At 68.7% G+C, this 25,837-nt stretch carries 21 protein-coding genes; 13 read left to right on the top strand and 8 right to left on the bottom strand.

Features of this window, described 5'->3' with window-relative positions; genetic code table 11:
* Nucleotides 1-61 precede the first annotated feature (61 nt).
* From secD to ACZ5ZX_RS18205, 4 genes are all read left to right on the top strand, one after another.
* Entirely contained in the window at nucleotides 62-1,762 is a 1,701-nt protein-coding gene (gene secD / locus ACZ5ZX_RS18220) for a protein translocase subunit SecD (protein WP_465503165.1), read from the top strand.
* Complete coding sequence (gene secF / locus ACZ5ZX_RS18215) at nucleotides 1,759-2,961, top strand: protein translocase subunit SecF (protein ID WP_465503164.1); 1,203 nt, start codon at nucleotides 1,759-1,761, stop codon at nucleotides 2,959-2,961. Before secD ends, secF begins: the two co-directional genes overlap by 4 nt.
* Nucleotides 2,962-3,072: 111 nt before the next feature.
* Complete coding sequence (locus ACZ5ZX_RS18210; RefSeq protein ID WP_465503163.1) at nucleotides 3,073-3,591, top strand: adenine phosphoribosyltransferase; 519 nt, start codon at nucleotides 3,073-3,075, stop codon at nucleotides 3,589-3,591.
* 78 nt (nucleotides 3,592-3,669) lie between these two features.
* Nucleotides 3,670-6,000 (top strand): RelA/SpoT family protein, encoded by a 2,331-nt coding sequence (locus tag ACZ5ZX_RS18205; protein ID WP_061982870.1) that lies wholly within the window; start codon nucleotides 3,670-3,672, stop codon nucleotides 5,998-6,000.
* Nucleotides 6,001-6,011: 11 nt separating this feature from the next.
* Here ACZ5ZX_RS18205 and ACZ5ZX_RS18200 read toward each other — a convergent pair whose 3' ends face one another.
* Nucleotides 6,012-7,862, bottom strand: a complete 1,851-nt coding sequence (locus ACZ5ZX_RS18200; protein ID WP_465503162.1) for a PPC domain-containing protein — start codon at nucleotides 7,860-7,862, stop codon at nucleotides 6,012-6,014.
* A gap of 123 nt (nucleotides 7,863-7,985) precedes the next feature.
* Between ACZ5ZX_RS18200 and ACZ5ZX_RS18195 the strand changes: the two genes are divergently transcribed.
* Nucleotides 7,986-8,765 carry an enoyl-CoA hydratase/isomerase family protein gene (locus tag ACZ5ZX_RS18195; RefSeq protein WP_465503161.1) on the top strand — a complete coding sequence of 260 codons (780 nt, stop codon included), beginning with the start codon at nucleotides 7,986-7,988 and terminating at the stop codon, nucleotides 8,763-8,765.
* A gap of 111 nt (nucleotides 8,766-8,876) precedes the next feature.
* Here ACZ5ZX_RS18195 and ACZ5ZX_RS18190 read toward each other — a convergent pair whose 3' ends face one another.
* A complete protein-coding gene (locus ACZ5ZX_RS18190; protein ID WP_465503160.1) occupies nucleotides 8,877-9,662 on the bottom strand; it encodes an aminotransferase class IV family protein in 786 nt (261 codons plus the stop codon).
* A gap of 1 nt (nucleotide 9,663) precedes the next feature.
* Nucleotides 9,664-10,521, bottom strand: a complete 858-nt coding sequence (locus tag ACZ5ZX_RS18185; protein WP_465503159.1) for a peptidylprolyl isomerase — start codon at nucleotides 10,519-10,521, stop codon at nucleotides 9,664-9,666.
* 157 nt (nucleotides 10,522-10,678) lie between these two features.
* On the opposite strand from ACZ5ZX_RS18185, the gene ACZ5ZX_RS18180 reads away from it, so the two are divergent.
* Together ACZ5ZX_RS18180 and ACZ5ZX_RS18175 are read left to right on the top strand one after the other, a co-directional pair.
* Nucleotides 10,679-11,287 (top strand): MBL fold metallo-hydrolase, encoded by a 609-nt coding sequence (locus tag ACZ5ZX_RS18180; RefSeq protein ID WP_465503158.1) that lies wholly within the window; start codon nucleotides 10,679-10,681, stop codon nucleotides 11,285-11,287.
* Nucleotides 11,288-11,292: 5 nt separating this feature from the next.
* Nucleotides 11,293-11,949: a hypothetical protein gene (locus ACZ5ZX_RS18175; protein ID WP_465503390.1), complete on the top strand. Its 657-nt coding sequence runs from the start codon at nucleotides 11,293-11,295 to the stop codon at nucleotides 11,947-11,949.
* An 80-nt stretch (nucleotides 11,950-12,029) separates the two neighbouring features.
* On the opposite strand, the gene ACZ5ZX_RS18170 is transcribed toward ACZ5ZX_RS18175, so the two are convergent.
* The 3 genes from ACZ5ZX_RS18170 to ACZ5ZX_RS18160 all read right to left on the bottom strand — a co-directional run bounded on the left by ACZ5ZX_RS18170 (nucleotide 12,030) and on the right by ACZ5ZX_RS18160 (nucleotide 14,804).
* Nucleotides 12,030-12,284, bottom strand: a complete 255-nt coding sequence (locus ACZ5ZX_RS18170) for a hypothetical protein (RefSeq protein ID WP_465503157.1) — start codon at nucleotides 12,282-12,284, stop codon at nucleotides 12,030-12,032.
* Nucleotides 12,285-12,367: 83 nt separating this feature from the next.
* Nucleotides 12,368-13,783 carry a YibE/F family protein gene (locus ACZ5ZX_RS18165; RefSeq protein WP_465503156.1) on the bottom strand — a complete coding sequence of 472 codons (1,416 nt, stop codon included), beginning with the start codon at nucleotides 13,781-13,783 and terminating at the stop codon, nucleotides 12,368-12,370.
* A 43-nt stretch (nucleotides 13,784-13,826) separates the two neighbouring features.
* Entirely contained in the window at nucleotides 13,827-14,804 is a 978-nt protein-coding gene (locus ACZ5ZX_RS18160) for a GlxA family transcriptional regulator (RefSeq protein ID WP_465503155.1), read from the bottom strand.
* A 98-nt stretch (nucleotides 14,805-14,902) separates the two neighbouring features.
* Between ACZ5ZX_RS18160 and ACZ5ZX_RS18155 the strand changes: the two genes are divergently transcribed.
* Together ACZ5ZX_RS18155 and ACZ5ZX_RS18150 are read left to right on the top strand one after the other, a co-directional pair.
* Nucleotides 14,903-15,613: a DJ-1/PfpI family protein gene (locus ACZ5ZX_RS18155; protein WP_465503154.1), complete on the top strand. Its 711-nt coding sequence runs from the start codon at nucleotides 14,903-14,905 to the stop codon at nucleotides 15,611-15,613.
* A gap of 84 nt (nucleotides 15,614-15,697) precedes the next feature.
* Nucleotides 15,698-18,664, top strand: a complete 2,967-nt coding sequence (locus ACZ5ZX_RS18150; protein ID WP_465503153.1) for an AfsR/SARP family transcriptional regulator — start codon at nucleotides 15,698-15,700, stop codon at nucleotides 18,662-18,664.
* A gap of 175 nt (nucleotides 18,665-18,839) precedes the next feature.
* Here ACZ5ZX_RS18150 and ACZ5ZX_RS18145 read toward each other — a convergent pair whose 3' ends face one another.
* Nucleotides 18,840-19,916, bottom strand: a complete 1,077-nt coding sequence (locus tag ACZ5ZX_RS18145) for an erythromycin esterase family protein (protein WP_465503152.1) — start codon at nucleotides 19,914-19,916, stop codon at nucleotides 18,840-18,842.
* Nucleotides 19,917-21,003: 1,087 nt separating this feature from the next.
* On the opposite strand from ACZ5ZX_RS18145, the gene ACZ5ZX_RS18140 reads away from it, so the two are divergent.
* The 4 genes from ACZ5ZX_RS18140 (at nucleotide 21,004) to ACZ5ZX_RS18125 (ending at nucleotide 24,346) form a co-directional block, all read left to right on the top strand.
* Nucleotides 21,004-21,861 (top strand): helix-turn-helix domain-containing protein, encoded by an 858-nt coding sequence (locus tag ACZ5ZX_RS18140; protein WP_465503389.1) that lies wholly within the window; start codon nucleotides 21,004-21,006, stop codon nucleotides 21,859-21,861.
* Between the two features lie 70 nt (nucleotides 21,862-21,931).
* Nucleotides 21,932-23,440, top strand: a complete 1,509-nt coding sequence (locus tag ACZ5ZX_RS18135) for a CYTH and CHAD domain-containing protein (protein WP_465503151.1) — start codon at nucleotides 21,932-21,934, stop codon at nucleotides 23,438-23,440.
* Nucleotides 23,441-23,515: 75 nt separating this feature from the next.
* Nucleotides 23,516-23,869: an STAS domain-containing protein gene (locus ACZ5ZX_RS18130; RefSeq protein WP_465503150.1), complete on the top strand. Its 354-nt coding sequence runs from the start codon at nucleotides 23,516-23,518 to the stop codon at nucleotides 23,867-23,869.
* A gap of 84 nt (nucleotides 23,870-23,953) precedes the next feature.
* Nucleotides 23,954-24,346, top strand: coding sequence for an SPW repeat protein (locus ACZ5ZX_RS18125; RefSeq protein WP_465503149.1), 393 nt, complete (start codon nucleotides 23,954-23,956; stop codon nucleotides 24,344-24,346).
* Between the two features lie 12 nt (nucleotides 24,347-24,358).
* On the opposite strand, the gene ACZ5ZX_RS18120 is transcribed toward ACZ5ZX_RS18125, so the two are convergent.
* Complete coding sequence (locus ACZ5ZX_RS18120; protein WP_465503148.1) at nucleotides 24,359-25,813, bottom strand: DNA polymerase ligase N-terminal domain-containing protein; 1,455 nt, start codon at nucleotides 25,811-25,813, stop codon at nucleotides 24,359-24,361.
* Nucleotides 25,814-25,837 lie beyond the last annotated feature (24 nt).

Genomic DNA, 25,837 nt, shown 5'->3' with positions numbered 1-25,837 from the left:
GGTGCGTGAACAGCCAAGTCCATTGGGGAACACCCAGTCCGTCCGAGGAGACCGAAGCACAGTGGCCGCACCGGCCGGGCATCTCCGCCCGGGACGCTATCTCGCCTTCTTCGCCCTGATCGTGGTGGCGCTGTACGCCCTGGTGTTCTTCACCGGTAGCGGCAAGCCGACGCCGAAACTCGGCATCGATCTGCAAGGCGGCACGAGGGTCACCCTGACCGCCCGTAATCCCGACGGCGGCGACCCTCCGCGAGAGTCCCTCGAACAGGCCCGCTCGATCATCGAGCGCCGGGTCAACGGTATCGGCGTCGGCGGCACCGAGGTCGTCCTCGACGGCAGCAACGTCGTGATCACCGTTCCCGGCGAGCAGGGCGACCAGGCCAAGACCCTGGGCAAGACCGCGAAGCTGGGCTTCCGGAAGGTCGTGACGTCGCAGCCGGTGACCCCGGCGCCGCAGCCGTCGACCCCGCCTGCTTCGGGCGCGCCCTCGTCGGCCCCGCCGTCGTCGGGTGCCCCGGGCGCGTCGAGCGCTCCGCCGAGCAGCCCGGCCAATGGCGGCGGTGGCGCCGCGGGCGCGCAGCAGCAGCCCGGCGACTCCGACGAGCAGACCAAGAAGGAGATCGAGGAGGCCCGGAACCTCCGGCAGAACCCCGATCTGCTTTCGACGGACCAGGCGAAGCAGTCCGCGGCCGCCGAGAAGGCCTTCGCGGCCCTCAACTGCGACCCCAAGGTGTCGGACCCGCTGGTCGGCAACGACCTCACCGACAAGCCGCTCGTCGCCTGCGGTGACAAGAACACCATGAAGTACCTGCTGGAGCCGGAGTTCCTCCCCGGAACCGAGATCTCCGACGCCTCCTCGGGCTACGACACCCAGAACTCCCAATGGGTCGTCAACCTGAACTTCAAGGGCGAGGGTTCGCGGATCTGGGGCGACTTCACCTCGAAGAACGTCCAGAAGCAGGCGGCGTTCGTCCTCGACACGCAGGTCGTCTCCGCGCCGACCATCCAGTCCGCGATCCTCGGCGGCCAGACCCAGATCACGGGCCGGTTCAGCCAGTCCGAGGCGAAGGACCTGGCGGATGTGCTGAAGTACGGCTCGCTGCCGCTGTCGTTCGAGTCGTCGGACGCGACGACCGTGTCCGCGACACTGGGGCTGGCGTCGCTGCAGGCGGGCCTGATCGCGGGCGGTATCGGCCTGCTGATCGTGTTCATCTACTGCTTGTTCTACTACCGGCTGCTCGGTGTGCTGACGATCCTTTCGCTGGCCTTGTCGTTCTCGCTGGTCTACGCGGTGCTGGTGCTGCTGGGGCGGTGGATCGGGTACACCCTCGACCTCGCCGGCGTGGCGGGCCTGATCATCGCGATCGGTATCACCGCCGACTCGTTCGTCATCTACTTCGAACGGTTGAAGGACGAGATCCGGGAAGGCAGGACCTTCCGCTCGGCGGTGCCGCGAGGCTGGTCCCGTGCGCAGCGCACGATCCTGGCGTCGGACGCGGTCAGCTTCCTCGCCGCGGCCATCCTGTACTGGCTGGCCGTCGGTGAGGTCAAGGGCTTCGCGTTCACGCTCGGCATGTCGACGGTCCTCGACCTCGTCGTGGTCTACCTCGTGACCCACCCGCTGGTCGCGATGGTGTCCCGCTCGAAGTCGAAGTTCCTGTCCAACCCCAAGAATCTCGGCCTCGGTGCCGTGCAGCAGGTGGGCTCGGAGCGCAAGGCGGCCCGTCCCGCCGCCGGCCGCCCGAACGTCAAGGAGGCGTGACCGTGGTCGACGACAACACCACCACCGCGGGCAAGCGCGAGAGCATCTTCCGCCGCCTCTACGTGGGCACGGGCGCGTTCGACGTGGTCGGCAAGCGCAAGCGCTGGTACATCTTCTTCGGCGCGCTGGTGCTGGTCTGCATCGCGTCGATGGGGATCAAGGGCTTCAACTTCGGTATCGACTTCGAAGGCGGCACCCAGATCCAGTTGCCCGCCAACGGCAAGAACGGGCAGATCAGCGAGCAGCAGGCCAAGGACGTCTTCGCCGAGGCGCTCGGCCGTCCGGCCGACGAGGCGCAGAAGGTCGGCAGCGGTGCCTCGTCGACCATCCAGCTCCGTTCGGACACCCTGGACGCGGCCGAGGTCTCCAAGATCAAGGAAGCGCTGTTCCGCGAGCTCGGCCCGATCGGGTCCAACAACCAGCCGAGTGTCCAGGCCATCAGTGACAGCGCGGTGAGCGCGTCCTGGGGCGGCGAGATTTCGCGGCAGGCGCTGATCGCGCTCGGAGTGTTCCTCCTGGCGGTCACGCTGTTCCTGGCGTTGTACTTCGACACCAGGATGGCCGCGGCGGCGCTGATCTCGCTCCTGCACGACATCGTGGTGACGGCGGGTGTGTACTCGCTGATCGGCTTCGAGGTCACGCCGGCGACGGTGATCGGTCTGCTGACGATCCTCGGGTTCTCGCTGTACGACACGGTGGTGGTGTTCGACAAGGTCCGTGAGAACACCCGCGGTCTGCTCGGACTCACCCGCCGCACCTTCGGCGAGGCGGCCAACCTGGCGCTGAACCAGACGCTGATGCGGTCGTTCAACACCGCGCTGATCGCGATGCTGCCGATTCTCGGTCTGCTCGTCGTCGGGTACGTCCTGCTCGGCTCCGGCACGCTGCAGGATCTCGCGCTGGTGCAGCTCACCGGCACCCTGGTCGGCGTGCTGTCCTCGGTCGCGCTGGCCACCCCGCTGCTGGTGGATCTGAAGATGCGTGATCCGAAGTACCGTCAGCAGGCCGACAGGGTCGCTTCGCGGCGCGCGAACCAGGCCCGCAAGGCCGCCGAGCGCGACGACGACTTCGACCCGAACGACGAAGAAGCGCTGGAGGCCGAACTCCGCAAGGAGAAGGCGTACGCCGCCGCGGCGAGCGTCCCGGCCAGGAACCAGAAGGCCCACAAGGGCCGTCCGTCCGGCAAGCGCAAGAGGTAGACCCGGGTTTCCGCCGCTAGGAAAGGTCCTTTCATTGCAAATTCTGCAATGAAAGGACCTTTCCTAGCGTTCAGAGGAGCCCGGACGCACGACACGAGAGCAGGGAAGTACATGGAGCTGGGCAAGGCACTCGACCTGATCGCCGAGGTGCCGGACTTCCCGGAACCCGGCGTGCTGTTCCGGGACCTGAGCCCGTTGTTCGCCGACGCCGACGGCTTCAAGGCCGTCACCGACGCGCTGGCGGCCACCGTCGGCCCCGACATCGACCTGCTGGCGGGCGTCGAAGCACGCGGTTTCCTGCTGGCCGCCGCGGTCGGCTACTCCCGTGGACTCGGCGTGGCGCTGATTCGGAAGCCCGGCAAGCTGCCCCGGGTGGCGGGCCGGGTCGATTACGCGCTGGAGTACGGCACGGCGACCGTCGAGTTGCCCGAAGGCATCGTCGAACCCGGGCAGCGTGTCGCGATCCTCGACGACGTGCTCGCCACCGGTGGCACCGTCGCGGCCACCTGCAAACTGCTGGAAGAGGCGAAAGCGCAGGTCACCGGCGTGTCGGTGGTCATGGAACTCGCCGGGCTCGGTGGTCGTTCCGTGCTTGAAGGGCGTCATGTGGAGGCCCTCCGGGTGTGTTGACCGGGCGTACCAAGTGGGCCGCGAGGGGGAGCGGCTACTCTTGATGTCCGAAGGCCGCACGAAGCGCAGGAGGTGCGGGTGAGCCAAGAGCTCGATGCCGCGGTGTCCTCGAAGGACGGCACCGAGCAGAACGGTGTGTCGCGACAGGGGGCCGCGCCCACGCCCTCCGCGACGCGCCGGGTCCGTGCCCGCCTCGCCCGCCGGATCACCGCACAGCGCGCCGCGCCGGTCAAGCAGGTACTCGAACCGCTCGCCGTCATCCACCGCGAGCTGCACCCCAACGCCGACCTCGCGCTGCTACAGCGCGCTTACGACGTCGCCGAGGAGCTTCACCGCGATCAGCGGCGCAAGTCCGGCGACCCGTACATCACGCATCCGCTCGCGGTCGCGACGATCCTCGCCGAACTCGGCATGGACACCACGACGCTGGTCGCGGCACTGCTGCACGACACCGTCGAGGACACCGGCTACTCGCTGGAGAGCCTGAAGGCCGACTTCGGGGAGAAGGTCGGTGAGCTGGTCGACGGCGTCACCAAGCTGGACAAGGTCAAGCTCGGCACGGCGGCCGAGGCCGAGACCATCCGCAAGATGGTCATCGCGATGGCGCGTGACCCGCGCGTGCTGGTCATCAAGCTGTCCGACCGGCTCCACAACATGCGCACGATGCGCTTCCTGCCGCCGGAGAAGCAGGCCCGCAAGGCGCGCGAGACCCTGGAGGTCCTCGCCCCGCTGGCGCACCGGCTCGGCATGGCGACGGTCAAGTGGGAGCTGGAGGATCTGGCCTTCGCCATCCTGCAGCCGAAGAAGTACGACGAGATCGTCCGGCTGGTCGCCGATCGCGCGCCTTCGCGTGACACGTATCTGCGGTCGGTGATCACCGAGCTGACCAGCAACCTGGAGGGTTCGCGGATCACCGCGAAGGTCGAAGGACGGCCGAAGCACTACTACTCGATCCACCAGAAGATGATCGTCCGAGGGCGCGACCTCGACGACATCCACGACCTGGTCGGCGTGCGGATCCTGGTCGAAGACGTCCGCGACTGCTACGCCGCGATGGGTGTCGTCCACGCGCTGTGGCAGCCGGTCCCCGGCCGGTTCAAGGACTACATCGCGCAGCCGCGGTTCGGCGTGTACCAGTCGTTGCACACCACGGTGATCGGACCGGACGGCAAACCGCTGGAAGTCCAGATCCGCACCTACGAGATGCACCGCACCGCCGAGTACGGCATCGCCGCGCACTGGCGGTACAAGGAGACCAAGGGCACCCACAACGGGAACGCGGTGGACGTCGACGAGATGGCGTGGATGCGCCAGCTCCTCGACTGGCAGCGGGAAGCCGCGGATCCTGGTGACTTCCTCGAATCGCTGCGTTATGAACTCGCGTCGCGCGAGATCTTCGTGTTCACGCCCAAGGGTGACGTGATCACGCTGCCGGTCGATTCGACCCCGGTCGACTTCGCCTACGCCGTGCACACGGAGGTCGGGCACCGCTGCATCGGCGCCCGCGTCAACGGCAGGCTCGTCGCGCTCGAGCGCAAGCTGGAGAACGGCGAGGTCATCGAGATCTTCACCTCGAAGGCCGAGACGGCGGGCCCGAGCCGGGACTGGCTCCAGTTCGCCGGTTCGCCCAAGGCGCGCGCGAAGATCCGGCAGTGGTTCGCCAAGGAACGCCGCGACGAGGCGATCGAAGGCGGCAAGGAGGCCATCACCAAGGAGGTCCGCAAGGTCGGTCTCCCGATCCAGCGGCTGGTCTCCGCCGACTCGATGGGCGCGGTCGCCACCGAACTCCGGCATCCCGACATCAGCTCCCTGTACGCGGCCGTCGGCGAGGGCCACACCAGCGCGAAGCACGTCGTGCAGCGACTGGTCGCCCTTATCGGCGGGGTCGACGAGGCGGAGGAGGAGCTCGCCGAGCGCGCGACCCCGTCCACGGTCACCCGCCGCCGCGGGTCGAACGACGTCGGCGTCGTGGTGAAGGGCGCCAGCGACGTCTGGGCCAAGTTGGCCCGCTGCTGCACGCCCGTGCCGGGTGACGAGATCCTCGGTTTCGTCACCCGTGGCGGCGGGGTCAGCGTCCACCGGACCGACTGCACCAACGCCGACGACCTGACAGCACAGCCCGAGCGGCTGGTGGAGGTCGAGTGGGCGCCGTCGGCCTCGTCGGTGTTCCTCGTCGCGATCCAGGTCGAGGCGCTGGACAGGCACCGCCTGCTTTCGGACGTCACCAAGGTCCTCGCGGACGAGAAGGTCAACATCCTGTCCGCGTCGGTGACGACCTCGCGTGACCGGGTCGCGGTCAGCCGGTTCTCCTTCGAGATGGGCGACCCGAAGCACCTCGGTCACGTGTTGAAGGTGGTCCGAGGGGTCGAGGGCGTCTACGACGTCTACCGGGTGACTTCGGCTTCCTAGACCGTATTGGCCTAGCCGGTCCCGCGGACGAAGGCCCACGCACTGCGGTTGAGGGTGTCCTCGATCCCGGTGAAGCCTTCGGCCGGGCTGATCTCCTCCTCGACCAGGTCGAGGTCCGGGTCATCGGCCGTGCCGCCGCGGCCGTCGGGACCGACCGCGAACATCGCGGCCGGATTCCCGCCGGGGTCCATGATGCCGGGGACGTCGTTGGCGAGGTTCGTGTGCCAGCTTCCCGACATGTGCCCGGCTTCGTGGCTGGTCACGTTGCCGACCGCCCGGCCGAGGAACGCGATCTTGTCGCTGCCCGGCCCGAGATAGGTGTTGAGTGACCATGCCGGTCCGGCGGGACGGCTGATCTCGTCGAGCAGGACCAGCGCGGTCTCCTCCTTGCCGAAGTTGCCGGCGTCGATGGACTGCGCGATGCCGATGGTCTGGATACCGGACTCCAGGGTGGTGCCGCCCACCACGACCCGGCTGACATTCGGCTGCCCCCACGGATCGGCGTGGTCCCGGCTGTTGAGCACACGCAGCGCGAACCTGGGGTTGGTGCCCTTGGCGATCAGATCCCGTTCGAGGTTCTCCTTGACCGTCGCGACGATCGCGTCGATGAGCGCGCGTTCGTCGCCCGCGGCGAGCCCCCACCGCGGCAGGAAGGCGGACAGCGGGGAGAGGTCGCGGATCCCGCCGCCCGAACCGTAGATCGCGGTGTTGACCCTGGCGCCGTCGAAGTCGAGGAAGATCGTGTGCACGCTGCCGCGCGGGGCGGTTTCCGTGCCGGGCCGGAACGCTTCGAGTTTGATGTCGTACGCGCCTTCGCCCGCTTCGACACCGAGGCGGTAGCGGCCGTCCTTCGGTGCCACGAAGTCCACGACGGCGTTGCCGCCGCCGGGCATCGGTGAGGCGGTGGCGAAAATGGAGGTGAAGTCCTGCGAGGAGCCGAACACTTCCCGCCCGGCGGGGTCGATCACCGCGAGCCGCGTCCCGCCGCCTGCCACCGACGCGCCCAGCACGTCTCCGGCACGCAGGTCGAACGAGTAGTAATCGAGGTCGCCGCCGCTCTTGCCGCTGGTGATCGTCAGGTCGTACGGGCCCTCGGTCTGGACACCGCTGCCGGTACCCGGTTTCTTGGGATCACCAGGCACGCCGAAGGGACCTGAACCCACCATGAGGAAGTACTCCCGGCCCGGCGGGATGGTGAAGGCGAGCGCGGAGTCACTGGAGCCGCTCGCGTTGTCGTTGACGGCCCACACGTTGCCGTCCCCGTCGAACAGCGCGAGGAACGTGTCGAGGTCGCCGGTCGGCGTCCGGGTCCGCGCCGAGAACGCGACCGGGGTCGCCGCCGCGCTCAGCCGGTAGAAGTCGAAGTCACCCGTGCCGTCACCGGCACCGCCGTACGGTCCGTCACCGATGACGCCGCTGGTACGGACGGCCCGGCGATCGGCGCCGACGCCGGTATCGCTCGCGAGACCGAGAGCGTCATTCGGTTCGGCGGCCGGGGGAAGGGTGGGGATCGAGGCGTCGGGTTTGAGGTCGCCGGTCAGCCGCACCTTGGGGTTCTTCGAGCGCTGCGTCCCGAAACCCGCGATGTGTTCGGCGGTGGCGGGGGAGTCGTTGGCGCCGCTGGTCCCGGCCTGCTCCTTTTCCGCGTACGGGAGCGGGTTCTGAGCGGACACCTGCGAGCGCGTAGTGGTCTTCGCCGCCCTGTCGCGGGTGACGGCCGCCCAGTCGACGGTCCCGAAATGCGAAGGGAACATCAGCAGCGGGTCGGGTTGGATACCTGCGGGCGCGGCCGTCGACTGTCCGCTCAGCAAGGCCGAAGTGAGCAGAGTGACCGCGAGAATTCCGAACACGCGTTTCGCCATCGAGTTTCCCCCTGGCTCGTTGGACGACCAGAAAACCACAGCGGGACGGCGTTGAAAGCCGCCTTTTGGGGTCTTGTTCACGTTCGGCGAGTACCGGCGGGGACGCGCACTAGGGTGCGGAACATGACTGAAGGGTTCGAATTCACGCGCGACGGTGAGGTCGCCCGGCTGACGTTCACCAGGCCGGAGAAGATGAACGCGATCACCTACGGGATGTGGTCGGCCATCCCGGACGTGGTGGCGCGGGTGGAGGCGGACCCGGGGATCAAGGTGCTCGTACTGACCGGCGCGGGCGCGCATTTCTCGGCGGGCGCGGATATCAGCGAGTTCCGAGACCTGCGTTCCACGGCCGACGCGGCCGAGACCTACGACAAGGCCGTCGACGGGGCCGTGGCGGCACTGACGGCGTCGCGGAAGCCGACGGTGGCGATGATCAAGGGGAACTGCATCGGCGGCGGCTGCCAGATCTCGGTCGCTTGCGACTTCCGCTTCGCCGCGGAGGGTTCGCGGTTCGGCATCACGCCGGCGAAGCTCGGCATCGTCTACCACTTCGACTCGACGCGGCAGCTGGTCTCCCTGGTCGGACCGGCGAACGCGAAGTACTTCCTGCTCTCGGGCGAACTCGTCGACGCGCGGCGGGCTCGGGAGATCGGGCTGCTCAACGACGTCTTTCCCGCCGGGGAGCTGGAGGCGTCGACGATGAAGTTCGTCGAGACGCTGGCTTCGCGTTCGCAGGCATCGGTGCGCGGGATGAACCGGATCATCGAGAAGATCGTCGCGGGACAAGAGGAATCCGACGCCGAGGTGGACGAGATCCGGCTGGGAGCCTTGCACGGCGAGGACTACGCCGAGGGCGTGGCCGCGTTCCTCGCGCGGCGGCCGCCGAAGTTCACCTACCGCTGACGTCTCCGGTGTCGTGAGTGCGGGCGGCCTGTCCGCCGAGGGGCGGGCAGAGCGAAGGCGTAACTCGCGTGCTCAAACACGGAACTCGCGTGCCTGGACCCCGTACTCGGGTCAGATTTCGTCCCAGGGATTGCTCTCGTACGCCTCGGTCAGGATCCGGCGTGCTTCCGGCGCGAACGGCAGCGCGACCTCGTCCACCGAGGCCACCGGCCAGCCGACCGACTCCGAATTGGTCAGGAACATGGCGTCGAATCCGCGCAGGTCGGCGGGCCGGACCTCGCGGGTCTCCTGCGGGACCCCGGAGCGCTCCAACCCGCGCCGCACCAGCTGCTGGGTGATGCCGTCGAGTACCGGCGCCTGCGGCCAGACCACCGTGCCGCCGTCGAGGAAACCGACGTTCCAGATCGACGCCTCGCTGACCCGGCCCTGGTGATCGACGAACAACGCGTCGTCGTAACCCGCCAACCTCGCCTCGCGCGTGTGGTGGAGAAGGCCGAACGTGCCGACGTGCTTGACCTCCGGCAGCACCCGTTCGTAGCGCACGGACCGCAGGCGCAACGGCGTCAGGTCGTGCTCTTTCGGCGGCCCTGTCCGGACCAGGACGTCCGGGGTGGCGGGCGCGCCGGGATCGGACCAGTCCATCGCGCGGGAGAAGATCAGCACCCGCACGGACAGCGCGTCTTCACCTCGGACGGCCTGCCGGACGTACCCACGCACGGCTTCGGTGTCGAGTTCGCTCGCGAACATCCGCCGCGTGCTCGTCACGAGCCGGTCCAGGTGGGCGTCCAGGCCGCGGACCTTGCCGTCGCGGACCTGCATCGCGGTGAAATGACCGTAGCCGAAGGCGCCCGCCAGGTCTTCCGACCTGGCGGGCGCGCCGTTGAGCTCCAGCTTCACGTCAGGCGTTGACCGTGACGCCGGTGAACTTGACCTCGGTGTTGGGCGGGCCGGTGCCGTCGCCGTTGCCGGCCTGGGCGTTGGCGCCCGCCTTGGCGACCTTGTCGAGCACCTTCAGCCCCTCGTCGGAGATGCTGCCGAAGACCGAGTACTCCGCGGGCAGTTCGGCTTCGCCGTAGACCATGAAGAACTGGCTGCCGCCGGAGTTCGGCTGCTGTGTCTTCGCCATCGCGAGGATGCCGCGGCCGTACTTGATCTCGGGGAACGCCTCGTCCGGCATCGTGTAGCCCGGACCGCCCATGCCGCTGGCCTCGGGGTCACCGCACTGCAGCATCTGCAGACCGGTGGTGCCGAGCCGGTGGCACTTGGTGTCGTTGAAGTAGCCCTGCTGCGAGAGGCTGATGAAGCTCTGGACGGCACACGGCGCGAGCGCCCGGTCCAACGTCAGCGGAATGTCGCCCGCGGTGCTCTTCAGCACGAGGTTGACGGTGCCGTTCGACGAGACGTCCTTGCCTTCGGGCTTGTTCACCTGCTTCGACGCCTTCTTGGTGGCGTCGTCCTTGAAGTCACACGTCACCGGGTTCGCCAGCGGCGTCGCCCGCTTGGGCATCGGCGCGCGTTCCGTGGGGATGGTGACCTCGGGGGTCGGAGGAGCCGAGCTCGGGGAAGCGTCGGAGGCGGCGTCGTCACCACTGTTACTGCTGACGATCCACCACACCGCGCCCGCCACGATCGCGACGACGCCGACGACCGCCACCGAGCCGACGATCTTGCGCCGCTTGGCCTTTTCGGCCCGTCGCACGATCTGTCGCTCGAGCTTGCGCTTCGCGGCTTCGCGGCGCTGCTGGTTGGTCGGCACCCGCCCTCCCGGTTTCCACTCGATGTTCACACGTCTGAGGTGGGGGAAGTCTATGGGCACAGCCTGTGAGACCCCCGTACAGGGGCCGCTAGGCTTACTTGATCGTGATCAGGGCCATCCTGTCACCTGTTCGGCGGAAGAATCGAGGAGGCGTTTCGTGCTGGTTGTCGGATTCCCGGCCGGCCCCCTCGAAGCCAACTGCTATCTGCTCGCCCCGGAGGGCGGCGGGGAGTGCGTGCTCGTCGATCCCGGCGAGGACATCGGCGAGCCGCTTGAGGCCGCGCTGTCCGCACATGGGCTTACGCCGGTCGCGATGCTCGCCACCCACGGCCACCCGGATCACGTCGCTTCGGCGGCCGAGGTCGGCGCGCGGCATGGAATACCGCTGTATCTGCATGAGGCGGACAGGCCACTCTTGGCCGCGGACGCCGGGGAAGGGAAGGACGGGATCGTGCCACTCGTCGAGGGCCCGCTCAGGCTGGCCGGACTGGAGATCACGGTGTCCCGTACGCCGGGCCACACCGCCGGTTCGGTGATCTTCGGGCTGTCCTCCGCCGAGGGCGGCCGGATCGTGCTCACCGGCGACAGCCTGTTCGCCGGTTCGATCGGGCGCTCCTCCGGCGACGGCGACGAACTCGTGCGGTCCCTCGGTGCGAAGGTGATGACGCTGCCCGACGACACCGTCGTCCTGCCGGGGCACGGCCCGGCCACCACGATCGGGCAGGAGCGCGCGGGCAACCCGTTCCTGGCCGGGACGGGATCGTGAGCGAGATGGCCGAACGGGCAGGTGTGCCGGAGACGCCCGAGCGTCTTCCGTTGTTCCACGACGACCCCAAGCTCCGCCGCCGTCGCGGCTGCTCCGGCATCGCCGGTGTCGTGATCTTCGCGGCCGCGTTCGGCGGGATCGCCGGGCTGATCGGCGGCGAGGTCGCCGGGCTCGTCGTCGCCGGGGTCATCGCGCTGCCGCTGCTCTACGTCATGTTCTACAACCTGCGCCGCCGTGTCTGGCTCGAAGGCGACACGCTCGTCGTGCGGACCTGGGGCCTGCGGCGGATCGCGCTGCCCGAGGCCGAACGCATCGACCTGGTGATCAGCGACGTACGCGGTACCCGGACGGTCAGCCTGCTGGTCAACGCGGGCAAACGCCGCAAGGTGGCGAAGGTCGACCTCGCGGTCTACTCCGGTGCGGGCGGCCGGGAACTCGGCGTGCTGCAACTGCGCAGGCTGGCGAACGCGCTGCTGAACAACACGGACGCGAACGGCCTGGTGTTCTCGGAACTGCTGGTGGCACAGCTGAAATCGGAGGCGCGCGGGGACGCGGCGGCGGAGCGGCCGCTCTACCGGCTGGCTTCGGCGGCACCCGCGGGCAAGTACATCCAGCGATTCACGATGGAAGCCGTCAGCAGGTTCGTGGCGACGTTGGAGTGAAGGCGGCGGAAATCGTCCAGCCTCGTGAGTGGTCGTGGGCGGTCTGTTCGCCGGGTGGCGGGCAGAGCGAAGGCGTAGGCCTAAGCGCGGGTCTCCAGCTTTTCCAAGCGTGCCTTGATCTCCTCCAGCTGATACACGATCTCCGGCAGCTCGCCCGCGGCGAAGGTCGCCAGCCGCTCGGAGTGCTTGAGCGTCGCTCGCACGTCGTCGAGCGCGACGGCGATCTTGGGGATCGCCTCGGCGGCTTCCAGCGTCGAGACGAGGACGCGCCGCGCGACGGCGCTCAGCTGTCTCGGGACGGCGAACACGGCGTCGAACATGGCCCCTCCGATCACGCGGCGAACCTCGGGTGCGGCCTCTTCGTACCCGACTCCGGCCCGTGATCGCGTGGCGGGCTCGCGCTTTGGGGCGCTTGTGACTACAGGGACTCTTGAGGCTCCCGCGAGGCGATCAGCGCGGCCAGCACGGTGGTGACCGGTACCGCCGCGACGATGCCGACGCTCCCGGCCAGTGTCCGCACGATCTCCTGTGCGATGTCCTCCGCCCCGAGGATCGAGCCGAGTCCCACGCCCGAAAGCGACGTGTACAGCAGCACCGGCAACGCCGCGCCCGCGTACGCCATCACGAGCGTGTTGACCGCCGAACCGACGTGGTCACGCCCGATCCGCAGGCCCGCGCCGTAGAGCTCGCGCCAGCCGAGCGACGGGTTCGCCCGCCGCAGCTCCCACACCGCGCTCGTCTGCGTCACCGTGACATCATCGAGTACGCCGAGCGCGCCGATCACGACACCGGCCAGCAGCAGGCCCCGCGCGTCGATCCCGTGCCCGAGCGAGCCGATCAGCTGCGACGTGCTGTCGTCCAGTCCGGTCAGCGAGGCCGCGGCCGAGAAGATCGCCGACAGGACGCCGATCAGGATCAGGCTCACCAAGGTGCCCAGCACCGCCACCGAGGTTCTCGCGGACAACCCGTGTGTCAGGTACAGCGCGACGAACATGATCGCCCCCGCGCCCGCGATCGCCACCAGCAGCGGACTTTCCCCGGCGAGGATCGAGGGCAGTACGAACAGGGCCAGCACCAGGAAGCTCAGTCCCAGCGCGATCAGCGCGGCGAGCCCCTGCCAGCGGCCGAGCACGATCACCGCGAGCGCGAACAGTCCGGCGAGCAGAAGCAACGGCGTGCCGCGCTGGAAGTCGACGATCTGGAACGACGCCGGATTCGCGGCGTCACCGCCGTTGTAGGACAGCACCACCTTGTCGCCCGCGGCGAACCTCGGCGTGCTCGGCTCGATCGGGAGGGTCAGCTTCAGCGGCTTCCCGGCGCCGGGACCGTCGGTCATCGTCAATTCGCTGGTGAGGCACGGTTTCGCGTCCGGCGAGGGCTCGCCGACCTGGACCTGGCCTTCGGCGAGACACGGACCGGTGATCGTCGCGGTGATCGTGGCGTTCACCGGCGTTCCCTGCGGGAAGGCGCTTTTCGCCGGATCCTTGCCCCACGGGTAGAGCAGGACCATCCCGGCGACGGTCGCGACGGCGAGCGGGATCAGCAGCCACATCAGCAGCAGCCGGACGCGGCGCGACGCGGGCGCCGCCGGTCCGTGGCCGTGCGAGTGCCCGTGCCCGACCGGCGCGGGTTTCGGTTCGGGTTTCGGTTCGGGGGCGCGACGTCTGCCCGGTTCGCCCTGTCGCGGCCGTTCGGCCGGGGGACGCGGGCGCCGGACGCCTTCGGGCGGGGTCCGGCGCGGCGAACGGGACGTTCCGGGCGGACGATCGGACGGGGTGTCCGTAACCCGGCGAATCGGGCCGGTGTCGTCGTCGGAGATGTCGCGGCGGTTCACCCGCACATCCTGCACAGCCCGCATCCGCCGCCGCGCGTCGGCCCTAGCCGAAGGCCTGCCGCAGATGGACCCGCCGGTAGGCGGACGGGGGAGTGTCGAAGTGGTCGAGGAAGGCCTGGCGAAGCGTCTCGGTGGAGCCGAAACCGCACCGCCTCGCGATCGAGGTGAGCGGGAGTTCGGTGCCGCACAACAGTTTCGCCGCGTTCTCGGTCCTCGCCGCCCGGACGTACCTGCTGGGCGTGGTACTCAGATGCGCGTCGAACAGCCTGGTCAGCTGGCGGGTGCTGATGCCTGCCCGTTCGGCGAGCACGGTGGTGCTGAGATCACCGGCGAGGTGTTCGGCGACGTACGCGGTGATGTCGCGGACCAGCCGGTTCTCCGGCGGCGGACCGGACAGGAACATGCTCACCTGTGCCTGATTGCCCGGCCGCTGCAGGTAGGTGACCAGCATGCGGGCGGTCTCCCTGGCGAGGCTGGGCCCGTGATCCTCCTCGACGAAGGCGAGGGTCAGATCGATCCCGCTGGTGACGCCCGCCGCCGTGTAGACGTTGCCGTCGCGCACGTACAACGGAACCGGGTCCACGTTCACCTGCGGATAGTTCGTGGCGAGCCGGTTCGCGTACCGCCAATGGGTGGTCGCGCGGCGCCCGTTGAGCAACCCGCACGCGGCCAGCACCGTGGCGCCGGTGCACACCGAGGCGACGCGACGGCTGCGCTGCGCGAGCCTGCGGATGTGGGAGACGATCCGCGGGTCGGCGGCGGCCGCCTCGTGACCGGTGCCGCCCGCGACGATCAGCGTGTCGAGATCGCCGGTCACCTGGTCGAGACGGTGCTGTGCCTGCAGGGTCAGTCCGGATTCGCAGCGGATGCCGCGTCCGTCGACGCTGGCGAGCATGATCTCGTACCCCGGCCGCCCGCCGAGTTTCGTCGCGGCGTCCAAGACGTCCGACGGACCGGCGATATCGAGCAGTTCGGCGTGGGTAAAACCGACGATCAACACTCGTCTGGGTGAACCCGGCATGATCGAACGCTAGCAGCCTCACCCGGCCGTAGGACGTAGTTCGCAGGAATCCGGACATCGGGCTCACGCCGGTTCTCCGGCTGCGACACCGTTGCCCCATGACAGAGGACAAGAAGACCATCGCGTTCGTCGTGTACCCGGGGATGACCCCTCTCGACATGGTCGGGCCGCTGACCGTGCTGGACGGTATGGCGAGCACGGGGCAGGAGTACCGGACGGTCGTGGTCGGCGAGACGAAGGACCCGGTCGTCACCGACAACCCGCTGAAGCTCGTGGCGACCCACACCTACGACGAGGTCCCGTCGCCATACGCCCTCCTCGTACCCGGCGGCGCCGCGCCGACGCTGAAGGCACTCGCCGACGAAAAGCTGATCGACTACGTGCGCGGTGCCGCCGCGAACGCGGAACTGGTCACCTCGGTGTGCACGGGCTCGCTGGTACTGGGGCAGGCGGGTCTGCTGGAAGGCCGCAAGGCCACGACGCATTGGATGTTCCGGGACCTGCTGCGTGCGTTCGGGGCCGAGCCGGTCGCCGAACGCTGGGTCGAGGACGGGAACGTGATCACCGCCGCCGGGGTGTCGGCGGGGATCGACCTCGCGCTGCACCTGGTCGAGCGGCTCGTCGGCGCCGAGATCGCGCGGACGATCCAGTTCGTCATCGAGTACGACCCGGAGCCGCCGCTCGGCGCGCTCGACTGGTCGAAACGGCCGTACGGGGATCTCAAGCCGTTGCTGGAGCACACCTTGAACGACGCTCTCGCGGACGAGCCCGCCTTGCGGGACAGGCTGCTCGCGCACACCGGGAAGTGAAGGGGCGGCCATCCGGGTGAGAAGCGGTAAATCGGCGACCCCGCCGGGTTAGATTCTGCCCACCCGTCCGGTGATAGGTGCTTCGTGGAGTTCAAGGTGCTCGGCCCGCTCAGGGCCTCGGTCCCGCTGCCATCGGCGGCTCAGCCCCGGCTGGTGCTCGGGGTGCTCTTGGCAAGGCCGAACGAGTTCGTCCACCGGGACACCCTCGTGGACGAACTCTGGCCGCAGGGGCCGCCGTCGAGTGCCGCCGCCGTCGTGCAGATGGCGGTTTCCAAGCTGCGCAAGGCGTTGTCGCCCGGATTGGCGGTGGACGACGCCCGGCAGCGGCTGCGATCGGGCCGGGGTGGCTACCGGCTGACCGTGTCGGAAGGGGAACTGGACGTCGCCGGTTTCACCGGCCTGACCGCGGCGGCCGCGACGGCGGCCGGTGACGAGCGCAGGGCGCTGCTCGACCGGGCACTGGGGCTGTGGCGCGGCCGGGCGTTCGCCGACGTCCCGGCCGGTCCGCTGCTGGAGGCGCACAAACTGTGGCTGGAGGACCGGCGATGCTCGGTACTCGGCAAGCTCGTGGAGCTGGACCTGGCGGCCGGTGACCACAAGGCAGTCGCCGACCGGCTCGGGCCGGAACTGGCCGACCGGCCGGGTGACGAGCGCCTCGCCGGATGGCTGGCCGAGGCACTGCACGGGCTCGGTCGCCGGGACGCCGCGCTCGCCGTCCTTGACCGGTGCCGTCACGCGCTCTGGGAGCACGCCGGCGTTTCGCCTGGAGAAGACCTCCTCGCGGTCCACCGGCGGATCGCCGGAACCGGCTGGTCGGCAGGCGGCCCGCCGTGCCGCCTGCCGCCGTCGGTCCCGGATTTCACCGGCCGGGCGGGTGAGCTGGCTGAGCTGGGCCGCGCGCTGCGCGGTCCGGCGCCGGTGGTGCTGCACGGCGCGGCGGGCGCGGGGAAGAGCGCGCTGGCCGTCCATGCCGCGTGGCGGGTGCGCAAACGGTTCCCGGACGGGCAGCTCGTCGCCGACCTCCGCGAGACCGGCGACGTGCTCACCGGGTTCCTCCACGCTCTCGGCCTCGCGGAAACGGAACTCCCGCCGGATCGGGCGGGGCTGATCTCCCTGTGGCAAAGCCATACCGCGGACCGACGGCTGCTGGTGATCCTCGAGAACGCGCGGTCCGAGGCCGAGGTGCGGCCCTTGCTGCCGACCGGTCCCGGCTGCGCCACGATCGTCACGACCCGGCGACGGCTGGCCGGGCTCGTCGGTGCCCGGCCGATCGAGGTCGGTGCGCTGTCCTACGCGGAATCGCGGGTGCTGCTCGGCGCGATCATCGGGGAGGGCAGGCCGTCGGCCGAACCCGACGCCGTCCGACGGCTGCTGGCCGGCTGCGACGGGCTCGCGCTGGCGGTGCGCGCGGCGGGAATGAAGCTGCTGCGGCGACCGAGGCTGAGTATCGCCGAGTTCGCGACCCGGCTGGAAAACGAGCGCCTGCGCCTCGACGAACTCGCCGCCGGTGACCTCGCCGTCCGTCCGGTGCTCACCGAAGCCCTCGCGGAGCTGTCGCCACGGCAGCGGAATTCCTTGCGGTTGCTCGGTTTTCCCGGCGCCGTCGAGATCGCCGACTGGTTCGCGACCGCCCTGCTGGGCTGTTCCTCCCGCGAGGCGGCCGAGCTGCTCGACGAACTGGTGGACGATCACCTGCTCCATGCCGCACCCGATCAGGCGGGCTTCCTCCGGTACCGGCTGCCGGGCCTGACCCGTCTCGCGCTTCGGGAACCGCCGGATCCCGACGCCCTCAAACGCGCGTTGACGGTCACTGCGGCATTGGCCGAACACGCGACCGCCGCGCTCGGCGCCGAATACTCACCTGTCCGCCGGATGGACGCGCCCGCGGCGGCGCTGGACCGCGTCGCGGCCGACCCGATCGGCTGGCGCGAGGCCGAAATCGAGAACCTCGCCCTCGCCGCCCGTACCGCGAGCGGCCATGGCTGGACCGAGCTGGCGGCGCGGCTGGCCGACGCCCACAGCGATCTCGTCGGCCCCCGGCACGGCGGTTCACTGGCCTTGCTCGGCTTCGACATCGTGCGCGAACGCCTCGATCTCCCCGCGGAGGCGGAAAAACTGCTGAAGCTCGGCCATTCCCACGCGAACGCGGGTGATTTGGCACGGGCGCGGACGTGTTTCGCGTTGGCCGAGGCCAGATTCCGGTCCGCCGAGGATCCGCGGGGCACCGGGGCCGCACTCGTCGCGCTCGCCGACGTCGACGCGGACTCCGGCCGTCCCCGCTCAGCGGTCGACGCGTTGCGTGAGGCCCTGGACCTGTACCGGGACTGCGGTGACCTCGCCGGGCAGGCGATGGCGTCGGCCCAGTTCGGCTCGGTTTGGGACGACCTCGGTGACTTCGGGCGGGCGAAGGAGTGTTTCGAGGCGAGCCTGCTGCTTTCGCTCCATTGCGAGGACGGGCGGCAGCACGACCGATCCGCCAAACGCTACGCCGACGTCCTGCGCCGGAACGGTCGCCTCGACGAAGCCGGTGATCTGCTGACGAGTGCGCTGACCGGTACTCGAAGCTCGGGTGAACGTCACTGGGAGGCGCACGTGCTGCGCAGTCTTGGTGATCTCCACGCGAAGGCGGGGGACGCGGGGGAGAGCGAACGGTGTCTTTCGCGGTCGCTGGAGCTTTTCGAGCATGTCGGCCATCGGCACGCGGCCGCCTACACGCATCGGAGTTTCGGCGAATCCCTGCGTCTGGCAGGTGAAGCGGACCGGGCGGAGGAGCATCTCGGCCTCGCGATGAACACGTTCCGCGCGCTCGGTGACCGCCGGGGCGGCGGATATGCCTTGCTCAGCCTCGGCCGTCTGCGGGCGGACGAAGGTGTCGCGACCGAAGCCGCCGAAGGACTCCGCACCGCGGCTGGGCTCTTCCGGCAACTGGGATTCCCGGTGTGGGAACTGCGCGCGCTCCGCGATCTTTCCGCCGTCGACCGGGACGGGCGGCAGCGGGAACGGGCTCGTGAAGCCTTGACGAAGATCCGCTTCGGGGCGATGCCGGGATAACCCGGAAGGGGAGCGGCGGCCTCCGCGTTTGGCGAAGTTATGGCGCCGGTCTGTTGACTCGAGTCCGGGTGAGCGGACTTCGCGCCGTCCCGGATTCGCGGGACTGGGGGTGACGGCGCGTGCTCGTGGCCGGGTGACGCCTTCCGAGGGCAGGAGGCGTCACCCGGTTCGACGCCTAGGCGTCGACGTGCAGGATCACGTCGGCGTCGTCGAGTAGTGCTTGGTCGAGCGGGAAGTAGCCCTGCCGCGGAGTGGTATCGGCCCGGACGCGAGCGGGCGGGACCTCGGCGGCCGGGAGCAGCCCCCAGCCGGTGGTGACGTGCTTCTGCAGGAACCCTTCGTAGGTGTCGGCCTCGGGAGCCTGAAGCCCCATGGCCTCGCTGCGGCCGAGGCTGGTCGCGACGAAGGTGTACCGATCGCCGAGCAGCGGCGAAACCAGCCCACCGGCGGCCTCGGTCCCGGTGCGCCGGAGGTGGAGGTTGTGCGCGAACACCATCGTCGCGCCACGACCGGCCTCGGCGGCGCGGATGTCCAAGAGGTTCCGGGCCATGATCGCGTCCCTGACGGCGGAGAGGCGCTGATATCGCTCGCCCTGGTCGAGAGGTTCGGCGCACTGCCGGTGATACCGCAGCAGATCGATACCCGCCATGAGGTGGAGTTCGGCGCGGGACCATCCGGCGTCCGGCTCACGGGCGCGCAGTGCGGTCAGGAGATCCGACGCGATCGCGCGCAACCGGTACGCCTCCGCCGTCGCACCCGGTGACCCGGCCGGATCCATCACCGCTTCCGTACGGCTCCAGCGTTCGTCGTCGCCCGCCACACTCGCGATGTCCTGAGACGAGCCGAGGTAGCCGGCGGCGTATTCGAGGTACCGCCGCGGGCTGGGCGCCGAGAAGATCTCCGTCTGCGTGTCGAAACCGTGGAACGACAGGCGTTCCTCGGGCGGGCGGTTCTCGTTGTACTCGCGCAACCACGCGATCAGCCGCCGATTCGCTTGCAGGGCGCCGAAGTCGTGACTGAAGCCTTCGCTCATCGCAAGGTCGAGCGTCCCGGTGCCGTCTTGGACGAAGTCGTTCGCGGTGAGGGCGGCCACACGGTCGGTTTCGAGGGCGATGGAGCGGAAGCCTCGGTCGACGAGCTGCGCGAACAGCTCGTTGCGGATCTTCGCGAAGACAGGGATCGCGTGCGCCGGCTCGCCCAGGCCGAGCAGATCGCACGAGGGGGTCACGAAGTCTCGAATGTCTTGACTCATGGGGTTCAAGCGTATCGTTGATGTATCGGTTGAGACTTTGACGCAAGTTCTGTGGTTGATAGCCGGAAAAGCTTCAAACAGGTTTCATTCATGGCGTGGTTCCGGTGCGCTTGCCCGCGAGTGGGTCGTGAGTGGCGATGCCGGCCTATTGAGGGGTGAGGCAAAGTGGCGTCATCGGCTGGCTGCCGTGAAGGTCCCCTTGCCTACCCTGAAGGTAGTGAAGGAGGCCTTCACGGACCGGGCTTGGGCCTGACCTGGACGAGGGTGGTTCCGCGGGCATCGTCGCCTGGTCTCGCCCCTTGATCACGACCGGTGGACCGGCGACCGGGTGGGGAAGATTCCGGACGCTCAACGTCCGGAATCTTCCCCACCCGGACCGCCCCGGCAACCCGCCCAAGCCCCACCCCAGTGGGTAAGCAAATGCGAGCCCCTCAAGGAGGCCTTCGCTACCTGATGATTGTCCACAAGGGATAGTTGTCGGCCACTCGGTGTCCGATTGACGTCTATATGTACGGTCCTCAAGGGCGCCATCATGTACTGGGGAAGGCGTGAAGGTCGAGTTTCCTCGGCTGAGCCGAGGGAAGGGGGCCTTCACGCGCAGCCGTTGTGACTGGTGGTGCTGCTGAGGCTCGTGACGGCCGCCCGCCGTAGGTACCTAAAACCCCCTTGGCTAGAACGCTCCTTGTCACTCACGACCAGACTCACGACCAGACTCACGACCAGGGTCGCGGCCCGGCCTTCGTCAGTCAGCCCGGACCCGCGCCGCGGGCACGCCACGTTTGGCCTACCCCTGCAGAGAACCCGAATCGCCCTTCACGACCCCGAACCAGTGCGCCAGACGCGGCGAAGGGCTTCGTCGCCGCTCGCGACCCGCCCGCGATGCCGCCTCCGCAACAATTCCCCTTTCCCGAGTCTCGCCCTTATTCCTTTCGTGCGCTATAAACGTTAAGAACCCTTCGCGCGCGAAGGCGCTTCGCCCGCGAAGCGGCGCTTCGCAGGAATGCGCGAGCGCAAGTTATCAGCAGTTGAGGTGAATTACCGCGTGGCAGTGACTGTGCGGCCGGAGTTCGGCTCTACTTTGGCCCGCATGGTTGAGAAGGATTCGACGGCGCGGACCCGGGAACTGGGCCACCGCATGAAGGCGTTCCGGCAGCGCAGGCACTTCAGCGGAGCCGACGTCAGCCGCCGTAACGGCTGGTTGCAGAGCAAGGTCACGAGGTGGGAACAAGGGCTGCGGGAGCTGTCCGTGGTCGACGCGGCGCTGTATCTCGCGACCTGCGGCGAGGCGGAACCCGAGCGCGATCTGCTGCTGGAACTCACGCAGCCGGGCAACGACCTCTACTGGGTGCGGCCGTACTTCGACGAACTCGTCGACCCGGTGAAATCCCTGATGATACAAGAGAATCTCGCGCACACCCTGGTGCGCTACGAGTCACTGACGCTACCCGGGCTGCTGCAGACCGAGCCGTACGCCCGCACCACCTACGAGCTGATCGGCAACCGCGGCCAGGCGCGACTGGACCAGATCGTGAATGCCAGGATGGACCGGCAGAAGCTGCTCCAGCGGGACCGTCCGCCGCGGTGTCGGTTTTACGTCCACGAGCGTGCGCTGCGTTCGGTCATCGGCGGCCCGCGGATCATGCACGAGCAACTGCTGCATCTCGTCCTGTCGGCGAATCTGCCTTATTGTTCCATTCGCGTCGTGCCCGAAACTAACGAAGTGAGCAGAACAATCGAGAATTCGTTCACCATCATGGAATTCACCGAGCATCCCGCGGTGGTGTACACGGATTCTTATGCGGCCGGAGTGTTCATCGACGACCGGGTGGCGGTCGAAGCGTACTATTCTCTTGTTGCGCGGCTGGAAAGCGATAGCCTGACCGAGGAGAAGTCACGTCAACTGCTCGCCGAGTGGGCGGACCGGTACGACCGGATGGAGGAATGACCCGATCGGGGTTTCCCGGCAGCTCTTCCGGGGGTAATCCTTCCAGGTAGCCGAGGAGAAGGAGTTCGTGGTGGCGAAGACTCAGGGTGGTGCCCCGGTCGCCGAGGCGGAGATCGAGCGGAAGTACGACCTGGCGGCCGATCGGCCCATCCCGCCCCTGGTCCCGGCCGGGCCCGTCACGGAGCAGGCCGAACCGAGGGTGGACGTCCTCGACGCCACGTACTTCGACACCGCGGACTTCCGGCTCGCGCAGGCGGGTATCACGTTGCGGCGCAGGCTGGGCGGAAGCGACGAGGGCTGGCACCTCAAACTCCCGGTCAGCGAGGACAGGCGCGAGGAACTGCGTCTCCCGCTGTCGGGCAAGCCGGACAAGGTGCCCGGCGCGCTGGCGAAACTGGTTCGCGGGCACACCCTCGGCGCCAAACTCGTCCAGGCCGCTCATCTGCGCACCGAGCGCACGTCGTACGCCTTGCTCGACGCGGACGGTCGTGAACTCGCGACACTGACCGACGACGTCGTCACCGGCGAGGCGGGTGGCGAGAAGGCGCACCTCGACCGCTGGCGGGAGATCGAGATCGAGCTTTCGCCCGGCGCCGATCCCGCGGTACTCGACAGTCTGGACCGGGCTGTGGTGAAGGCGGGTGCGGAGCGGTCGAGGTGGCCGTCGAAGCTTCGGCGACTGACCGACGAGCTTGTCCCTTCGGCAGGGGGATCGTCCGGTTCGGTGCTGGCGGACTACCTCTCCGAACAACTGGACGCGTTGCGCCGCAACGACATCGGGGTTCGCCGGGACGTCGAGGACGCGGTCCATCAGATGCGGGTCGCGAGCAGGCGGCTGCGAAGCGCGCTGCGGACGTTCCGGCGTTCCCTCGATGCCGACGTCGCGAACGGGCTCGCCGCCGAACTGCGCTGGCTCGGTGGGGAACTCGGGCCGGCGCGGGACAACGAGGTGATGGCCGAACGCCTGCACGAAGAGGTCAAGGCGCTCCCGCCGGAACTGGTTCTCGGCAACGTCGAGCAGTTGATGACGCGGCACTTCGGGCGTGAGGCCCAAGAGGCGCAGGCGCGGGCCATCCGGGCGCTCGACAGCAAGCGGTACCTGGATCTGTTGCGGGCACTGGAGAAGCTCGCCGCGAAACCGCGGAAGATCAAGGATGGCAAGAAAGAACTCCGCAAGGCAGTGGCGCGCACGGACCGGAAACTACGCAAGGCCGTCGCGGCGGCCGCCGACCTGGAGCCCGGCGCCGAGAAGGACGCCGCGCTGCACGAGGTGCGCAAGAAGGCCAAGCGCGCCCGGTACGCCGCGGACACCGTGCGGCCGGTGACCGGCAAGAAACTTCGAAAATGGCGGAGGAACGTCAAGGCGGTGCAAAGCACGCTGGGTACGCATCATGACGTGGTCGTCACCCGGGACGTCCTGCGACTGCTCGGACTCCGCGCCTACGCCGAAAGCGAGAACGCTTTCACGTACGGCCTCCTGCATGGCCGTTCGCTGGCCACGGCCGAAGCCGCGCACCGCCGTTTCGCCGAGCAATGGCAAGGTGTACGTAAAGGTTCTCGCCCGAAATGGCTCAAATGAGCTAGCCCGTCTTGACCTCGCGCCGCCGCCGAGTACCGTCGATGGCACTTGGTGGTCTGGAGAGAGGCGCCCCCAATGTTGCCTGGCAAGCGTGTTCCCGGCGACCCGCCTCCCTTGGCCGTGACCAGCAGCCGCCGTCCGGACGGTGTCCTCGTCCTCACCGCGGTGGGGGAGATCGACGCGGCCACGGTCGGCCGGTTCCGCACCGAACTCAGCGGTGCCTGCGTCTCGGCGAAGCGGGTGATCCTGGACCTGTCGGGCGTTGGTTTCCTCAGTTGCGCCGGATTGCACGCCCTCGAAGAGGCCAATGCCGTGTCGCCGCGGTTCTCGGTGATCGTGAAGACCACGCTGGTGTCGCGCATCTTGGACATCAGCGGGGTCGGCGCCGACCTCGACGTCCGCCGAGACGTCGAGGAAGTCCTGCACTAGGCCGGTCTCGTTCACCCTTTCGACGCAGTGGATGTTGAGCTCTCCCCCGACCGGGGTACCCACTGTGGGAAAGGGGTTGATCGTATGAACGCCACCACTGGTCCGGTGGCCGGGGCGCGGCCGAAGACCCACCCCGAAGCCGGGTTGATCCTGCTGGCCGGGCTCTACCTGATCGTGGCGCCTTGGATCATGGGTTTCGGCGGGGCCGCGGACCTCGCGGTCAGCAACACGGTCGCCGGACTCGCCCTGGCGCTGCTCGCCGCCGGTCGCACGCTGTCTTCGACGAGGTTCCAGCCGCTTTCGTGGGTGCTTCCGGTACTCGGGTTGTGGGCGGCGATCTCGCCGTTCGCGATCCCGACGTCGGACGAGCAGGTCACGCCGCCGACGACGGCGGGGATCGTGGGCAACATCGTCGCGGGCGCGCTGGTCGTCGTCGCGGGGATCGTGATGATCGCCCGTGACCGCCGGTCCGCTTGACCGAGCGCGTGCTCAGCCGTCGAACTCGACCTCGTCGGCGGAGACGTCCGGCAGCAGGCCGCGCCAGCGTGGATTGCGCAGGCAGCCCGCGTCCGTCCAGCCGCCGAAGACGACCTCGCCGACGATGGTCGGCCGCGACCAGCGTGCGTCCCGTGCCTGTTTTTCCGGTACGGAGTGGAACGGGGACGTCTTGCGCTCCAGGCGGAACAGCCGCCGTGAAAGCTCTTCCAGTTCGTCGCCCGCGAATCCGACGCCGACGTTTCCGATGTACCGCAAGCCGTCTTCATGCGGGACGCCGAGCAGCAACGAACTGAACGTGCCCGCGCGGCTGCCGCCACCTGGCCGCCACCCGCCCAGTATCACCTGCTGGACCCTCGTGCCGGTGATGGAAAGCCAGTCGCCGGTACGCCTTCCCGGGTGGTACGCGGAGCCGGCGCGTTTCGCGATGATCCCGGCGAGCCCGTGTTCGCGGGCGGCCCGTGCGACCGCGCCGCCGTCTCCGACGTAGTGGCGGGGGACCTGCCAATGCGGTCCGGCGAGGCCGAGCCCGTCGAGGAGATCCCGCCGCTCGAGGTAGGGCGATTCGAGGCAGGACCGGCCGTCCAGATGCAGCAGATCGGTCACCAGGTAGAACGCCGGATACCGGGACGTGAGCCGTTTCGCGGACGCCTTCGTGGCACGCGCCCGGTGCCCGAGCCCTTCCGCGCTCGGCTTCCCGCCGTCGAAGACGACGATTTCCCCATCGAGAAAGGCTTCCGTGGCACCCAGTTGCTCGCCCAGCCCGCGGAACTCGGGGTACAGCCCGGTCACGTCGTCGCCCGAATCGTCGTAGGCGGTGATCCGGCCGCCGGACACCCGGATCAAGGTGCGCCGCCCGGACCAGTCGAATTCATAGGCCCATTCCGCGTCTTCGCCGGTCGAGGGGAGACGTCCGGGCTTGGTCAGCATGGGGGCGAGGAAAGGGGGAAGTTCCGTTCGGCCGGGATCGGCCGGGTCGAGCCGTTTGAGCAGCCAGCCGCGATCGTTCCCGTCCTTCTTCACATTGAGGAACAGGTACTTCCCGCGCGCCCGGGTTCCGTGGAAGACGACCTCGACCTTGTGGTCGTTGAAGTGCAGTGTCTCGTATCGGCCGGTGTCCCAGATCGTCATGCGGCCGCCGCCGTATTCGCCTGCCGGGATCTCGCCCTCGAAGGTGAGATATTCCATCGGGTGGTCTTCGGTGTGCACCGCGAGTCGTTCGAGATCAGGCGACATCGGCAGGCCTTTCGGCACCGCCCAGGAGACCAGCACCCCGTCCCGTTCCAGACGGACATCCCAGTGCAGGCTGCTCGCGTGGTGTTCCTGGATGACGAAGAGATCGTCGGATCCGGTTGCCCCATCGCGATCCGGAATGGGTTCGGGGGTCCGTCCCGGTTTGCGCTTACGGCGATATTCGCCGAGTTTCTCCGCCATGGTCGGCCAGCGCACCCCTCTCCGGATCCGGTCACGCAA

It is taken from the genome of Amycolatopsis sp. NPDC033938 (assembly GCF_055575975.1).
Note: the sequence above shows the minus strand (reverse complement) of the source record. Positions and strands in the feature narration are given on the sequence as shown.

Coding starts and splice junctions, on each gene's coding strand:
- ACZ5ZX_RS18210 (WP_465503163.1), top strand. CDS start 3,073: ATGGAGCTGGGCAAGGCACTCGACCTGATCGCCGAGGTGCCGGACTTC.
- ACZ5ZX_RS18200 (WP_465503162.1), bottom strand. CDS start 7,862: ATGGCGAAACGCGTGTTCGGAATTCTCGCGGTCACTCTGCTCACTTCG.
- ACZ5ZX_RS18195 (WP_465503161.1), top strand. CDS start 7,986: ATGACTGAAGGGTTCGAATTCACGCGCGACGGTGAGGTCGCCCGGCTG.
- ACZ5ZX_RS18175 (WP_465503390.1), top strand. CDS start 11,293: ATGGCCGAACGGGCAGGTGTGCCGGAGACGCCCGAGCGTCTTCCGTTG.
- ACZ5ZX_RS18160 (WP_465503155.1), bottom strand. CDS start 14,804: ATGCCGGGTTCACCCAGACGAGTGTTGATCGTCGGTTTTACCCACGCC.
- ACZ5ZX_RS18155 (WP_465503154.1), top strand. CDS start 14,903: ATGACAGAGGACAAGAAGACCATCGCGTTCGTCGTGTACCCGGGGATG.
- ACZ5ZX_RS18145 (WP_465503152.1), bottom strand. CDS start 19,916: ATGAGTCAAGACATTCGAGACTTCGTGACCCCCTCGTGCGATCTGCTC.
- ACZ5ZX_RS18140 (WP_465503389.1), top strand. CDS start 21,004: ATGGTTGAGAAGGATTCGACGGCGCGGACCCGGGAACTGGGCCACCGC.
- ACZ5ZX_RS18130 (WP_465503150.1), top strand. CDS start 23,516: ATGTTGCCTGGCAAGCGTGTTCCCGGCGACCCGCCTCCCTTGGCCGTG.
- ACZ5ZX_RS18125 (WP_465503149.1), top strand. CDS start 23,954: ATGAACGCCACCACTGGTCCGGTGGCCGGGGCGCGGCCGAAGACCCAC.